At 67.0% G+C, this 14,256-nt stretch carries 11 protein-coding genes; 10 read left to right on the top strand and 1 reads right to left on the bottom strand.

What is annotated here, in order from left to right; translation table 11 throughout:
- Positions 1 to 215: 215 nt before the first annotated feature.
- Complete coding sequence (locus tag IHD13_RS15425; RefSeq protein ID WP_195861922.1) at positions 216 to 1,289, bottom strand: ISAs1 family transposase; 1,074 nt, start codon at positions 1,287 to 1,289, stop codon at positions 216 to 218.
- Positions 1,290 to 1,719: 430 nt separating this feature from the next.
- Between IHD13_RS15425 and IHD13_RS15420 the strand changes: the two genes are divergently transcribed.
- The 10 genes from IHD13_RS15420 (at position 1,720) to phnE (IHD13_RS15375) (ending at position 14,252) form a co-directional block, all read left to right on the top strand.
- Positions 1,720 to 3,177, top strand: coding sequence for a Na+/H+ antiporter NhaC family protein (locus IHD13_RS15420; RefSeq protein ID WP_195861921.1), 1,458 nt, complete (start codon positions 1,720 to 1,722; stop codon positions 3,175 to 3,177).
- 27 nt (positions 3,178 to 3,204) lie between these two features.
- Complete coding sequence (locus IHD13_RS15415) at positions 3,205 to 4,317, top strand: class II histone deacetylase (protein ID WP_195861920.1); 1,113 nt, start codon at positions 3,205 to 3,207, stop codon at positions 4,315 to 4,317.
- Between the two features lie 527 nt (positions 4,318 to 4,844).
- A complete protein-coding gene (locus tag IHD13_RS15410) occupies positions 4,845 to 6,407 on the top strand; it encodes an ATP-binding protein (RefSeq protein WP_195861919.1) in 1,563 nt (520 codons plus the stop codon).
- An 18-nt stretch (positions 6,408 to 6,425) separates the two neighbouring features.
- Complete coding sequence (locus tag IHD13_RS15405) at positions 6,426 to 7,268, top strand: helix-turn-helix domain-containing protein (RefSeq protein WP_195861918.1); 843 nt, start codon at positions 6,426 to 6,428, stop codon at positions 7,266 to 7,268.
- Positions 7,269 to 7,306: 38 nt separating this feature from the next.
- Complete coding sequence (locus IHD13_RS15400) at positions 7,307 to 9,247, top strand: sensor histidine kinase (protein WP_195861917.1); 1,941 nt, start codon at positions 7,307 to 7,309, stop codon at positions 9,245 to 9,247.
- Complete coding sequence (locus IHD13_RS15395; RefSeq protein ID WP_195861916.1) at positions 9,219 to 10,592, top strand: sigma-54-dependent transcriptional regulator; 1,374 nt, start codon at positions 9,219 to 9,221, stop codon at positions 10,590 to 10,592. The genes IHD13_RS15400 and IHD13_RS15395 overlap by 29 nt, the downstream gene beginning before the upstream one ends.
- A gap of 218 nt (positions 10,593 to 10,810) precedes the next feature.
- The gene (phnD, locus tag IHD13_RS15390) at positions 10,811 to 11,821 is read left to right on the top strand and encodes a phosphate/phosphite/phosphonate ABC transporter substrate-binding protein (RefSeq protein ID WP_230086361.1); all 1,011 of its coding nucleotides are present in this window, start codon (positions 10,811 to 10,813) and stop codon (positions 11,819 to 11,821) included.
- Positions 11,822 to 11,896: 75 nt separating this feature from the next.
- Positions 11,897 to 12,652 carry a phosphonate ABC transporter ATP-binding protein gene (gene phnC / locus IHD13_RS15385; RefSeq protein ID WP_195861915.1) on the top strand — a complete coding sequence of 252 codons (756 nt, stop codon included), beginning with the start codon at positions 11,897 to 11,899 and terminating at the stop codon, positions 12,650 to 12,652.
- Positions 12,640 to 13,440, top strand: coding sequence for a phosphonate ABC transporter, permease protein PhnE (phnE, locus tag IHD13_RS15380; RefSeq protein ID WP_195861914.1), 801 nt, complete (start codon positions 12,640 to 12,642; stop codon positions 13,438 to 13,440). The genes phnC and phnE (IHD13_RS15380) overlap by 13 nt, the downstream gene beginning before the upstream one ends.
- Entirely contained in the window at positions 13,437 to 14,252 is an 816-nt protein-coding gene (gene phnE / locus IHD13_RS15375) for a phosphonate ABC transporter, permease protein PhnE (protein WP_195861913.1), read from the top strand. The genes phnE (IHD13_RS15380) and phnE (IHD13_RS15375) overlap by 4 nt, the downstream gene beginning before the upstream one ends.
- Positions 14,253 to 14,256: the final 4 nt, after the last annotated feature.

Here is a 14,256-nt window from a genome sequence, read left to right as displayed (position 1 = left end):
GAACGTTCTGATTTCTCAAGAGAATACCATCCGCTATCTTCGTTTTCAGGCTGGCCTCATGAATAAGCAGGGGTAATTCAAGGCGATATGGCGAACCCTGGCGAGGTTCTCAGCGGCCTGACCACGGTGGATTTTGCAGGCATCTTCCCGCAGCGCCACATCTAACGACCAATGGAGCTTATTCTCCACGAACCCGGGAAAACGCATGAAAGCTGTCACACCGCGAGAATGTCGGCCAGATAGGTCTCATCCAGCGCGGCTTTCTTCTTCCGCCGGATTCCGCCTTTGAAACGCTTCTCTCCTTTGAGGTAATTCAAGGCGATATGACGCACCCTGGCGAGATTTTCAGCGGCCTGAGCACGATGGATTTTGCAGGCATCATCGCGCAGCGCCACATCCAGAGACCAGTGGAGTTTATTCTCGACAAACCAATGCTGGCGAGCCGCCTCGGCAAACTGATGGGCGCTCAGCTCGGCTGAGCTGATGTAGTAACGGATCATTGGTATCTCCGGCGCACCGTCACCTTTCTGGCGGAAGCTCATCACCACACCCACCGTTTTCATCCCAGGCCACTCATAGCTAATCTCCTGAAATTCATCGGTGATTTCGCTGACGATATGGTAGCGGGTCTCTTGCCGCCCCCGGTTCTTCTCATCCGTGACATAGGAGTCGCCCGTGAAGCTGGCCACCTTGGCCATGGGAAACGCAGCCTCGAAGGCATCAGCCCCCTTTTGCAGCACCTCTGTGGCAATCTTCTTCTGGCACCCCATGGCATCGATGGTCACCAAGCAGCCTTGCAGGTTAAGACGCTTGAGCAGCTCGGGGATCGCCATAATCTCGTTGGATTTCTCCGCCGTCTTGACCTGACCCAGTACCACACCATTCGCCGCGCTAAAGGCACTGACCATATGGATCGCGCCTTTGCCTTTCCCTCGGCAGTACGATCCGCGCAGCGTCTTGCCATCGATGGCCACTACCGCGCCTTCCGTCACGTCATGGCAGGCCTTCATCCATTCGGCAAACGCGCTTTGCAGTTGCTCGGCATTCACCAAGGCCATGACCCTGGCCAAGGTGTCATGGCTGGGCACGCCAGCCTCAAAATCACCGTATTGGCGCAGAAAATCGAGCTTCGCGTGGCCAAAGTCTTCGATTTCGTCCCAGCCCTCTGCACCACAGATCACCGCACAGACCGTCAGGCACAGGATGTCCGACAGCTGATGCTGCACTTTCCAGGCCTGGCGGAAGTCGGGAACGATCGATAGATGGTGCATAAGGGACGGTGTCAGCATCGGGTCATCCATGAGAAAAAGGCGTTAGATGACCACATTAGCTCCTACTGGTAAAGCGCTACGATGCGCGTCGTCGATCGGTTTCTCATGCGTTTTCCCTGGCACGCTACCGCCCGGAGATTGTTCCGGAACGATTCTCATGCCCGTCAGCCCGAGGGCAGCGCCCTCGCGTTGGGGCACCGCCGTTGTGTCTAGCCTAGTAATTCTACGCTAGTGAGCCGGGGGCCTCTACACGACGCCTCCCGGCTGCTCCCTGGCTTTTCGGCAAAACCCAAGATTTCTTAAGCCGTTATGGCCCTTTTTTGTCTGCCTCGGTGCGCTCGGGCCTCGCGGTTATCCCCTTGGGGATATCGCCAGGCCAGCGCCCGGGATGCTCCACTGGCGTCACCGCACCTCAACAACAGCCATCTACAAAAACAAGGTGAACGCAATGGACAAGGCGACCTCCCATCCGCGTGGGCATGGCCTGCGCGCCGAAAGCGGCCTGCGCCGCGGCTTGATCTTCCTGGCGGTGGTCTTGGTGGCCAGCCTCAGCGGCCACTGGCTGGCCACCGAGGGGCACTACGGGGCCTATGTACTGCTGCCCACCCTGGTGGTCATCAGCATGGCCCTGATCACCCAGCGCACCCTGGAGGCGCTGCTGGCCGGGGCCCTGAGCGGCTTTCTCCTGCTCTCCCCCACCACCGCCGTCCAGGAGATGGCGGTCACCGGCCTCACGGTAATGCAGGACCCCACCATGGGCTGGATCATCCTGGTCTGCGGCCTGTTGGGCAGTTTGATCGGCCTGCTGCAGTTCGCTCGGGGCACCGAGGCCTTCAGCCGCAGCGCCGGGCGCTACCTGACGACGCGCCGCGGGGCCATGCTGGGCAGCACGGGCCTGGGCGCGCTGATCTTTATCGACGACTACCTCAACGCCATGACCGTCTCGGCGGCCATGAAGCGGCTCTTCGACAAGCTGAAGATCTCGCGCTCCATGCTGGCCTATATCGTCGACTCCACGGCGGCGCCCATCTGCCTGCTGATCCCCTTCTCCACCTGGGCCATCTACCTGGCCGGCCTGCTGGAGAGCAACCGGGTGGCCGAGTCCGGCCAGGGCTTCGCCTATTACCTCGGCCTGGTGCCCTACCTCTTCTACCCCTGGGTGGCACTGGTTCTGGTGATCCTGGTGGCCCTGGGGGTGGTGCCGGTACTGGGTCGCATGAAGGCCGCCGAACGTGGCGACGAGGTGCGCCTGGACGATGACGCCCTGGCCCAGCAGGAGGAAGCCTGCACCCGGCGTCCGCCGCGGCTGATCAACTTCCTGCTGCCGGTGGCCACCCTGCTGCTGGCCACCTGGTGGTTCGATATCGATGCGCTGATCGGGGTGGGCTTCGCCTTGCTGGTCACCCTGGGGCTCTACGTGGCCCAGGATATCGCCCCGCTGAATCGTCTCTTCGACGAGCTGCTGGCCGGCTTCCAGCAGATGCTGCTGCCGCTCGGCATCGTCTTCGCCGCCTTTATGCTGCAGTCGGTGAACGAGTCCCTGGGCCTCACCGAGACACTGATCGGCTGGGTGGAGCCGCTGATGCGCGGCGCCTGGCTGCCCGGCATCACCTTCCTGGTGCTGGCGGGGCTGGCCTTCGCCACCGGCTCCTTCTGGGGCGTCTACGCCATCGCCTTCCCCATCGTGATCCCCCTGGCCCTGGCCACCGACGCCTCCCTGCCGCTGACCCTCGGCGCCATGATCTCCGCCGGCGCCTTCGGCTCCCATGCCTGCTTCTTCGGCGACTCCACGGTGCTCAGCGCCCGGGGTTGCGGCATCACTCCCATGCAGCACGCCCTGACCCAGCTGCCCTATGTGCTGCTGGCGGCCGGGGTCAGCGCCAGCCTGTTCTTCCTGCTCGGCTAAACCACACCCCCCATAAGGAGACTCACCATGCGCCGTACCGCCTTCGCCTTTCACGAACACTGCCTGTGGCATGACGGTGGCCCCTGCTCGGTGTTTCCCACGCCCGGCGGCCATGTGCAGCCCGCCGCCGCCGCCGAGCACCCGGAGACCAAGCGCCGCCTGCGCAACCTGCTGGAGGTGACCGGGCTGATGGACGAGCTGGTGCCGATCAAGGGCGCCTCCGCCGAGGAGGCCGACCTGGCGCGCTTCCATACCCATGCCTACCTCGAGCGACTGGCGACCCTGAGCGAGCAGGGCTTCGGCGATGCCGGCGAGTGCGCTCCCCTGCGCAAGGACAGCTACGCGATCGCTAAACGCTCCACTGGCCAGGCCATCGCCGCCATGGACGCCGTGCTGCGCGGCGACTGCGACAACGCCTATGCCCTGTGCCGGCCGCCGGGCCACCACGCCGAGCGCGACCGGGGCCGCGGCTTCTGCCTGCTGGGCAATATCCCGGTGGCGGTGATGACCATGATGGCGCGCCACGCCATCCGGCGGGTAGCGGTACTCGACTGGGACGTCCACCACGGCAACGGCACCCAGCAGGCCTTCTGGGAGCGCGACGAGGTGCTGGCCATCTCGCTGCACCACGACAGCAACTACCCGGTGGACAGCGGCGGCCTGGCGGAGCGCGGCGAGGGGCCGGGCTTCGGCCATACCCTCAATGTGCCCCTGCCCGCCGGCAGCGGCATCGGCGCCTACCAGGCCTGCCTGGAGCGGGTGGTGATCCCGGCGTTGGAGCGCTTCCAACCGGAGCTGATCGTGGTGGCCTGCGGCTTTGATGCCAGCGCCATGGATCCGCTGGGCTGCATGCTGCTCAATAGCGCCGCCTTCGGGCGCATGACCGCACAACTGGTCGCCGTCGCCGAGCGGCTCTGCAACGGCCGCCTGGTGATGGTGCACGAGGGCGGTTACTCGGAAGGCTATGTGCCCTTCTGCGGCCATGCGGTGATCCAGGCCTTGTCCGGCAGCGTGATCGCCGCCCGGGACCCCGCCAATGACGAGATCGCCCGCTGGGGTGGCCAGCAGTTGGAGCCCCACCAGGCCGAGCTGATCGGCCGCGCCGCCGACCTGGTGGGCGAGATTCGTGGGCCACAGTGATGCGGTGTATAGGGGCGCCTGCGGCGCCCATCGCGCGGAACCGGAGCGCCGGACCGCCGCGCTCCCACGGTGGAGGTTGCCACTGGGGTTGTGGGAGCTTGGGTCCCCCGAGCGATTGGGCGACGAAGTCGCCCCTGGGGGCCTACCAAAATCGCCCTGCGGGCGATATCGCGCGGCATAGCCGTGCTCCCACAAAAACCGCGGCAGCGGCTTGAAGGGCGACATAGAATCTCCCACGGTAGGTTGGGCGGCTATCTCCACAGCAGCCTGGGTGGCCACTGGGGTTGTGGGAGCTTGGGTCCCCCGAGCGATTGGGCGACGAAGTCGCCCTTGGTGGCCTACCAAAATCGCCCTGCGGGCGATCAAGGCGCCTGGCGGCGCCAATCGCTCGGCGCAGCCGAGCTCCCACGGAAACCGCGGTGGCGGCTGGTGAGGCAACATAGAATCTCCGACGGGGTGGGTGCCCTGGGGGTTATACCACCATGCTATGCTAGGCCCATCGCTCTTCCCCACCTCAGGAGGTCTCCTTGTCTCAGGCCGGTCGTCTCAAGCTGCCCATCGGCATTCAGACCTTCGCGGATATCCGCGAGGGCGGGTACTACTATGTCGACAAGACGCCGCTGATCCACCGCCTGATCGAGGAGACCAAGTACTACTTCCTGTCGCGGCCGCGGCGCTTCGGCAAGAGCCTGCTGGTGGATACCCTGCGCTGCCTCTTCGAGGGCCGCGAGGCGCTCTTCGAAGGCCTCTATATCCACGACAAGTGGGACTGGCAGACCACCCACCCGGTGATCCGCCTGAGCTTCGCCGATGGCGTGCTGAGCAGCCGCGAGGCGCTGGATGCACGCATCCGCGACCAGCTTTTCGTGCAGCGCCAGCAGTTGGGCATGCCACCGGGGCGCCAGACCGATATCGCCGGGGAGTTTTCGGGGCTGATTCGCGAGGCCCATCAGCACTTCGGCCAGCGGGTGGTGGTACTGGTGGACGAGTATGACAAGCCGATCCTCGACAGTATCCTCGACCAGGAGCGGGCCCGGGAGCTGCGCGAAGGGCTCAAGAACCTCTATAGCGTGCTCAAGGATGCCGACCCGCACCTGCAGTTCGTGCTGCTGACTGGCGTGTCCAAGTTCAGCAAGGTGAGCCTCTTTTCGGGGCTCAACAACCTGAACGACATTACCCTGGATGCACCCTATGCCACCCTGTGCGGCTATACCGATGAGGACCTGGATCGCGTTTTCGCCCCGGAGCTACCCGGCCTCGACCGCCAGCAGATACGCCACTGGTATAACGGCTACCGCTGGGGCGGCCAGGGGGTGCCCTCGGTTTACAACCCCTTCGATATCTTGTTGCTGCTGCAGAAGCGCCAGTTCAGCCCCTACTGGTTCGAGAGCGCCACGCCCACCTTCCTGGTCGAGATCCTCAGGCAGCGTGGGCTCTATACGCCGTCACTCGACCAGTGGGAAACCGAGCCCGAGTTGCTGGGCCGCTTCGACGTGGACGATATCGCCACCGAGGGGCTGCTGTTCCAGACCGGCTACCTGACGGTGAAGGCAATCGAGGAGCCCATACGAAGCTACCGCCTGATTACCCTGGGCCTTCCCAACCAGGCAGTGGGGGCCAGCCTTAACCGGGCGCTGTTGCCGGTGCTCGGCGTCGAGAACGGCCCCCGGGAGCGCAAGACGCTCTTCACCCATCTTCGCGCCCATGATCTCGACGGCCTGGAAGCCCACCTCAAGGCGCTCTACGCCGGCCTGCCCCATGACTGGTACCGCAACAACCCCATCGCCCGCTATGAGGGACATTATGCGAGCGTCTTCTACAGTCACTTCGCCGCCCTGGGCCTGAACGTGACCGTGGAGGACGCCAGCCATACCGGCAAGGTGGACATGAGCGTCGATTTCGCCGGGCATATCTACCTGTTCGAATTCAAGGTGGTGGAGCAGGTACCGGAGGGCAAGGCGCTGCAACAGCTCCAGGAGCGCGGCTACGCCGACAAGTACCGCGCCGCCGGCAAGCCGATCCACCTGGTCGGCGTGGAGTTCTCTCGGGAGCGGCGCCAGATCGTCGCCTTCGATCACCTTACCCTCTGACGGAGTCACTGCCCCGCCATGGTGTCGGCCCCTCCCCCGTCCCCCACCAACCTGGCCCCCGCCAGCCTGGTCCCCATGGCCCGGCTGGCGGACCAGGTCCGCTCCCCGGAGTTCCTGAGCGGCCTGGGCCAGGCCCTGGAGGCCTATTTCCCGGGCATCAGCCATGTGGTCTTCCATTTCGCCGCGGCTGGGCGCCCCACGGTGCTGGCCCATAACCTGAGTGCCGACCTGGAGCGCCGGGTGCTGCACCCCTATGTGGAACGCATGTACCTGCTCGACCCCTGCTACCGCCACTGGCAGGCCGAGCAGTGCGGCGGCCTGGCCAGCCTCGACGAGCTGGCCCCGGCGGGCTTTCGCCACAGCGACTACTACGCCACCTACTATCGCGACCTGGGCCTCTATGACGAGGCGGCGGCCTTCTTCCCTCTGGACGACGGCGATTGCCTGTCGCTCTCCTTCGGTTTCTATCGCCGCAATCACACGCCCAGCCAGGGCGAGCTGCTGGCCACCCTCGACTACCTCTACCCGCTGCTCGAGGCGCTGATCCGCCAGTTCTGGCTGGCCAGCAGCCTGCACCTGCCCACCCCGGACGAATCCCCCAGCCTGCTGCACAGCTTCGGCCAGGAGGTACTCAGCGAGCGGGAGCGCCAGGTCGCCTGGCTGATCCTGCGCGGCCATACCGGCCCGGAGATCGCCACCGAGCTCGGCATCACCCCCGGCACCGTCAAGAACCACCGCAAGCGTCTCTACGCCAAGCTCAATATCGGCAGCCAAGCGGAGCTGTTCCGGCAATTCATGCTGTTCCAGCACCGCCCACCCATCTTCGACCAAGGTCGCAATCGCTCCGGCGACGGGTCATGACATCCTGAGGGGCCGTCCCTCGGCCAAGGATGTCCGCCTTGTACAAGCGCTTGGTTCGCACCCTGCTTCCCGACAGCATCAGCGCCCGCCTGGCCCTGGCGCTGGGCCTGGTGGCGGCGATGACGCTGCTGGCGGCGGGACTGGCCTTTCGCAGCAGCCAGCAGTTGGAGGCCCGCCTGGAGGGGATCCGCGCCGAGAGCATCGAGGTGCTCTACGCCTCGGCGCGCCTCAACGAGCTGACCCAGCAGCTCACCGCCCGGGTGCCGCAACTGGCCGACGGCGATTCCAACTATGCCCGGGCCCAGACCCGCGAGCGCCTCGACGAGACCCTGGACGAGATGCAGCAGTGGGTCGGCCATCTGCCGGACTACAACCGCTACTTCGTCGAGATCAGCGACCAGATCCGCTACAGCATCGGCCTGCTGCATCGCAACGTGGACCGCCGCGAGCGCCTCGACTGGCAGGCCCACCAGCAGCGCCTGGAGCTGCATCCGCTCTACCTGCGGGTGGATGAGGCCCTGGGCGACCCGGCCGGCGGCGACTGGGCGGCGCTGCGCCTGCACCTCAATTCGCTGGCGGCCCTGGCCGAGAAGCTCTACACCGATGCCAGCTTCAACGAGCTGGACTACACCTTCCTGCGCCTGGAGGCCCTCGGCGAGGCGATTCGCCGCGAGCTGGCCGCCAGCCCGGCCCTACCCGCCGAGGCCGAAGCGGCCCTGGCCCGCCTGCTGGTGCTGGCCTCCCGGGAGGGCGAGCTGTTCGCGCTGAAGAACGACGAGCTCGACCTGCGCTACCAGGAGAGCTACCTGGTCACCAACAGCCAGCGGCATATCCAGCAACTGGCGGCGCAGATCTCCCACTACACCGGGCGGGTCCACCGCCACATCGGCCAGGACATCGAGCGGGCCAGCCAGGCGGTGGCCCGCGCCAGCACCGCCACCTTCGGGCTGTCGCTGCTCAGCCTGCTGCTGGCGGCGGCCATCTCCTGGTTCTATGTGCGGCGCAATATCCTGCGCCGCCTGCAGCGCCTGCAGAGCAATATGCGCACCCTGGCCAGCGGCCAGCTGGAGACCGAGGTGGTGATCAAGGGGCGCGACGAGGTGGCGGCCATGGCCCGGGACCTGCGCCACTTCCAGCAGACCGCCCAGCAGGCGGAGCGCTCGCGACGCGCCCTGGCCCAGGCCACCGAGGAGCGATTGCAGGCCGAGCGACGCCTGCGCCTGGCCCAGGAGGAGCTGATCCAGGCCGGCAAGCTGGCCGCCCTCGGTCAGCTCAGCGTGGCCATCACCCACGAGATCAACCAGCCCTTGGCGGCCATGCGCCATCAGGTGCACAGCCTGGGCCGCTGGCTGGAGCGCGGCGAACCCCAGCGCGCCCTGCCGGGGCTCGAGCGCCTGGCGGCGCTGCTCGACAAGACCGCCGGCATCACCCGCCACCTGCGCGGCTTCGCCCGCAAGAGCGACAGCCGGATCGGCCCGGTGATGGTGGCGCCGGTGGTCACCGCGGCGGTGGAGCTGGCCCAGACCCGCTCCGGCCATTGTCGCCCGCAACTGAGCGGCGCGCCCGAACTCTGGGCCCTGGCCGAACCGATCCGCCTGGAACAGGTACTGGTCAATTTGCTGACCAATGCCCTGGATGCCACCCAGCGCCAGGCGTCGCCCCAGATCACGGTGCGCTGGGCCAAGGCCCCCGACCCGGCCTGGGTAGTGATCAGCGTCACCGACAACGGCGAGGGCATCCCCGCCGAGCGCCGCGAGCATATCTTCGACCCCTACTTCACCACCAAGGCCGAGGGCAAGGGCCTGGGCCTGGGGCTGTCGATCAGTTACAACATCATGCAGGACTTCGGCGGCCGCATCCGCCTCGCCGAGACCGGGCCCGAGGGGACCCGTTTCGAGCTGTGGCTGCCGGCCGCCAGCGCCCCGACTCCACCGACGACAAGAAGCGACCATGCCGATACGCGTGCTGATCATCGATGACGACCCCTGCGTGCTGGAGACCCTCGGCGAGATGCTCGAGCTGGAGGGCTTCACCACCCAGGCCTTCGCCAGTGCCGAGGGCGTGGCCGACGCCCTGCGGGCCGATCCCGCGGGCATCGTGCTCAGCGACCTGCGCCTGCCCGGCCGGGATGGGCTGGCACTGCTCGCCGAGCTGCAGGCCCTCGACCCCGAGCTGCCGGTGCTGCTGATGAGCGGCCATGGCGACATTCCCCTGGCCACCCAGGCGATGCGCGAGGGGGCGGTGGACTTCCTCGAGAAGCCGGTGGCCCCGGAGACCCTGCTCGAGCGCCTGCGCCAGGCCCAGCGCCACCGCCAGTGGGCCCTGGCCCACCGCGACGCCGCCCCCCAGGGCGACGCCGAGGCCTGCCTGGCCCAACAGTTGCTGGGTGACTCGCCGGCCATGGTGAAGCTGCGCGAGCAGTTGCTGGTGCTGGCCGGCGCCGATATCGACACCCTGGTCTATGGCGAGACCGGCAGCGGCAAGGACGTGCTGGCCCGGGCCCTCCACGAGGCGAGCCCGCGGCGCGACCAGCGCTTCATGGCCATCAACTGCGGCGCCATGCCGGAGTCGCTGATCGAGAGCGAGCTCTTCGGCCACGAGGCCGGGGCCTTCACCGGCGCCACCCAGCGGCGCATCGGCAAGCTGGAAGCCGCCCAGGGTGGCACCCTCTTCCTCGACGAGATCGAGTCGATGCCCCTGGCCGCCCAGATCCGCCTGCTGCGGGTCCTCCAGGAACGCTGCCTGGAACGCCTCGGCGGCACCCAGCCGATTCCCATCGATATCCGCGTGGTGGCGGCCAGCAAGGCGGACCTCCAGGCCCTCAGCGACCAGGGGCAGTTCCGCCACGACCTCTACTACCGGCTCAATGTGGCTAGCCTGCGCCTGCCGCCGCTGCGCGAGCGCGGCGAGGATATCCTGCTGCTCTTCGACTACTACTGCCGCGAGGCCGCCGAGCGCTTCGCCCGCCCCCTGCCCGGCCTGGGGCCGAGCCAGCGCCAGCAACTGCTCGGCCACCCCTGGCCGGGCAATGTGCGCGAGCTGCGCAATACCGCCGACCGCTTCGTGCTCGGCCTGGTGGGCGAGGGGTTGAATCTGTCAGTGGACGCCGGGGACGACGACACCACCGCGGCGGACCACGAGAGCCGCCTGGAGGCCTTCGAGTGCGAGCTGATCCGCGACGCCCTGGCCGGCCACCAGGGCCAGGTGGGCCTGGCCGCCGAGGCCCTGGGCATGTCCCGCAAGACCCTCTACCGCAAGATGAAGAAGCATGGCCTCGACAAGGCCGCCTTTCGCGATGGCAAGGCGCCGATGTCCCAGCCGTGACCCGGACGCCCCGGCCTTTGGGTCATTGTTGTCCCAATGAGCGTGTGGATGACACCGGCCGGACGGCGACGAGGCCCTGCCCTGGGGCATCCCGGGGCGATATACCCCAAGTTGGCACTCCCCTTGCTTAGGAAAGGACAGCCACACGAGGTGGTCCTGCCCGTCCCCGCGGCGGGCAACAACAACATCAATAACGCCATGCTCAAGGATGTCACATCATGATGACCCGAACTCCGCTCGCCCTCGCCTGCTCCGGCGCCCTGCTGCTGGCCGTCGCCACCCCCACCCTCGCCGATGAGTGCGGCCACCGCGGCGCCCTGGACGATATCTACTGCGACGACAACCACGACATGGTCGCCGATACGCCCACCGACGAGAGCCGCTGGCGCGACCCCAGCACCCTGGTCTTCACCTATACCCCGGTGGAGGATCCCGCCGTCTATCAGGACGCCTTCGCCGACTTCCAGCAGCACCTCTCCGAGGCCACCGGCAAGCGCGTGGTCTACTACAGCGTCCATTCCAACTCCGCCCAGGTGGAGGCGATGCGCTCCGGGCGCCTGCATATCGCCGGCTTCTCCACCGGCCCCACCGGCTATGCGGTGAACCTGGCCGGCTACGTGCCCATCGCCGTGAAGGGCTACGAGGACCAGTTCCAGGGCTATAACCTGATCACCATCGTCCGCGCCGACAGCGATATCGAGTCGATGTACGACCTCCAGGGACGCACCGTGGCCCACACCTCGGTCTCCTCCAACTCCGGCAACCTGGCGCCCCGGGCGCTCTTCCCCGGCCTGGGGCTGACCCCGGACGAGGATTACCAGGTGGTCTACTCCGGCAAGCACGACCAGTCGGTGATGGGCGTGCTCTCCGGCGACTACGACGCCGCCCCGGTGGCCTCCGACGTCTTCGACCGCATGGTGGAGGCGGGCCGCGTCGACGCCGACGACTTCCGCATCATCTACACCAGCGACCGCTTCCCCACCTCCGCCTTCGGCTATGCCCACGACCTGCACCCGGACCTGGTGGCGCAGATCGAGGAGGCCTTCTTCAGCTACCGCTTCACCGACGAGATGGTCGAGACCTTCGACGGCGCCGATCGCTTCTACCCCATCACCTACCAGGAGGACTGGCAGGTGATCCGCGATATCGCCCACGCCACCGGCACCGCCTACACCGAGCGCGGCCTGCAGCAGCTGGCCGAGCGCGAGGCCGCCGCGGCGCGCCAGTAAGTCGAACCCCATCCTGACCGACCAGGCGGCCGATCCGGCCGCCTGACGGCCCCGCCTTGCCCGAAGGAAGCCCCCATGAGCGATCTCGTGATCCGCGGCCTGCACCACGCCTACGTGGCCGACAAGCCGATCCTGCGCGACATCAATATCACCATCGACGAGCCCGGCATCGTGGCCATCATCGGCCCCTCCGGCACCGGCAAGAGCACCCTCTTGCGCTGCATCAACCGCCTGATCAAGCCCTCCGGCGGCAGCATCCTGTTCCGCGGCGACGACGTGGCCGCCGTCCAGGGCCGCCCGCTGCGCGAGCTGCGCCGCCAGGTGGGCATGGTGTTCCAGGAGTACAACCTGGTGGAGCGCCTCACGGTGCTGGAGAACGTGCTGACCGGGCGCCTCGGCTACATGTCCGCCTGGAAGGCCTGGCGACGCCAGTTCTCCCCCGAGGACATCCAGCGCGCCTTCGACCTGCTCGACTTCGTCGGCCTGGGCGACTTCGCCAAGCAGCGCGCCGATGCCCTCTCCGGCGGCCAGCGCCAGCGGGTCGGCATCGCCCGGGCGCTGATGCAGGCCCCGGTGGTGCTGCTGGCCGACGAGCCCACCTCGTCGCTCGACCCCAAGACCTCGGTGGAGATCATGGAACTGCTGACCACCCTGGCCAACGACAAGGGCATCCCCACCCTGGTCAATATCCACGACGTCAACCTGGCGCGGCGCTTCGCCAGGCGCATGATCGGCATGAGCGGCGGCGAGGTGGTCTATGACGGCGCCCCGGACGGCATCACCGACGACCACCTCAAGCGCATCTACGGGGGGGAATCATGGCTGAGCTGAGCTACCGCCGCGACCCCGAGCGCGCCCACCCCTTCCGTCCCAGCTGGGGCAGCCGCGCCCTCTGGGCCGGCCTCCTCCTCTACCTGGTCTATGCGGTCACCACCCTGGATCTGACCTGGGCGCGTTTCCTGGTCGGCATGGAACAGGGCAGCAACCTGCTGGGGCGGCTCTTTCCCCCCGACTTCGGCCGCTGGGAGCTGCTGCTGAGCGACCTGATCGAGAGCCTGCAGATCGCCATCATCGCCAGCGTGGTGGGCATCGTGATCTCGCTGTTCGTGGGCCTGCTGGCCGCCCGCAACCTGATGCCCAATATCGTCAGCGCGCCGATGCGGGTGTTTATCGCCCTGTGCCGCACCTTCCACCCGGTGATCATCGCCATCCTCTTCGTCAAGGCGGTGGGCTTCGGCGCCCTGGCCGGCATCCTGACGCTGATCGTGGCCTCCATCGGTTTCATCGCCAAGCTGTTCGCCGAGGCCATCGAGGAGATCTCGCTGAAGCAGGTGGAGGCGATCCGCGCCACCGGCGCCGGCTTCGCCAGCATCATCCTCTTCGGGGTGCTGCCCCAGGTCTTCTCGCGCTTTATCGGCTTCTCGATGTACCAGCTCGATTCCAACCTGCGGAATTCCACCATGGTCGGCATCGTCGGCGCCGGCGGCCTGGGGGGCACCCTCTTCTCGGCCTTCCAGCGCTTCGACTACGACTTCGTCACCGCCATCCTGATCACCATCATCGCCCTGATCCTGGTGGGTGAGGCACTGTCCAACGCCGTGCGGAGGGTCTTCCAATGAGCGCATCCATCACTAACTCCCGAGCCCCGCGCCGCTGGCAGCGCTTCACTCTCCTGGAGCGCACCGGCCGCTACATGGTCTATGTGGTGGTGCTGGCCGCCTTCGTCGCCTCGCTGCGCACCGTGGAGATCATCCCCGAGTTCCTCTACGACGCCCCCCAGCAGATGGCGGACATGTTCCGGCGTATGTGGCCCCTCGACGTGGCCGCCTACCCGGCCAGCATCCATGGCGCCATGCTCGAGACCCTGCATATCGCCACCCTGGGCACCCTGCTGAGCCTGCTGCTGGCGGTGCCCCTGGCGCTGCTCAACGCCCGCAACATCACCCCCTCCGCCTGGCTCAACTGGGTCGCCAAGTTCTTCCTGGTGGCCTCGCGCTCGGTGAACTCCCTGGTCTGGGCGCTGCTCTTCGTGGCGGTGTTCGGCCCCGGGGTGCTGGCCGGGGTGCTGGCGGTGGCCTTGCGCTCGGTGGGCTTCGTCGGCAAGCTCTTCTCCGAGGCATTGGAGGAGGTCAACATGGGCACCGTGGAGGCGCTGCGCGCCACCGGCGCCTCGCCCCTGGCGGTGCTGCTCAAGGCCTACTGGCCCCAGGCCAAGCCGGCCTTCTACAGCGTGGTGCTGTTCCGTTGGGACATCAATGTCCGCGAGTCGGCGGTGTTGGGCCTGGTGGGTGCCGGGGGCATCGGCGTGGTGCTCAACGACGCCATGAACCTCTTCCAGTGGCCCAAGGTGGCCACCGCCCTGCTGACCATCTTCGCCGTGGTGCTGCTGATCGAGCTGCTGGTGGTGCAGATCCGCAAGCGCCTGATCTAGGAGT

This window comes from Halomonas sp. 328, from assembly GCF_015645095.1.
Taxonomy (GTDB): domain Bacteria; phylum Pseudomonadota; class Gammaproteobacteria; order Pseudomonadales; family Halomonadaceae; genus Bisbaumannia.
Note: the sequence above shows the minus strand (reverse complement) of the source record. Positions and strands in the feature narration are given on the sequence as shown.

Bases quoted from the DNA above. Each gene is read 5' to 3' on its own strand.
- IHD13_RS15425 (WP_195861922.1), bottom strand. From the start codon at position 1,289: ATGCTGACACCGTCCCTTATGCACCATCTATCGATCGTTCCCGACTTC.
- IHD13_RS15420 (WP_195861921.1), top strand. From the start codon at position 1,720: ATGGACAAGGCGACCTCCCATCCGCGTGGGCATGGCCTGCGCGCCGAA.
- IHD13_RS15415 (WP_195861920.1), top strand. From the start codon at position 3,205: ATGCGCCGTACCGCCTTCGCCTTTCACGAACACTGCCTGTGGCATGAC.
- IHD13_RS15405 (WP_195861918.1), top strand. From the start codon at position 6,426: ATGGTGTCGGCCCCTCCCCCGTCCCCCACCAACCTGGCCCCCGCCAGC.
- IHD13_RS15395 (WP_195861916.1), top strand. From the start codon at position 9,219: ATGCCGATACGCGTGCTGATCATCGATGACGACCCCTGCGTGCTGGAG.
- phnD (WP_230086361.1), top strand. From the start codon at position 10,811: ATGATGACCCGAACTCCGCTCGCCCTCGCCTGCTCCGGCGCCCTGCTG.
- phnC (WP_195861915.1), top strand. From the start codon at position 11,897: ATGAGCGATCTCGTGATCCGCGGCCTGCACCACGCCTACGTGGCCGAC.
- phnE (WP_195861914.1), top strand. From the start codon at position 12,640: ATGGCTGAGCTGAGCTACCGCCGCGACCCCGAGCGCGCCCACCCCTTC.
- phnE (WP_195861913.1), top strand. From the start codon at position 13,437: ATGAGCGCATCCATCACTAACTCCCGAGCCCCGCGCCGCTGGCAGCGC.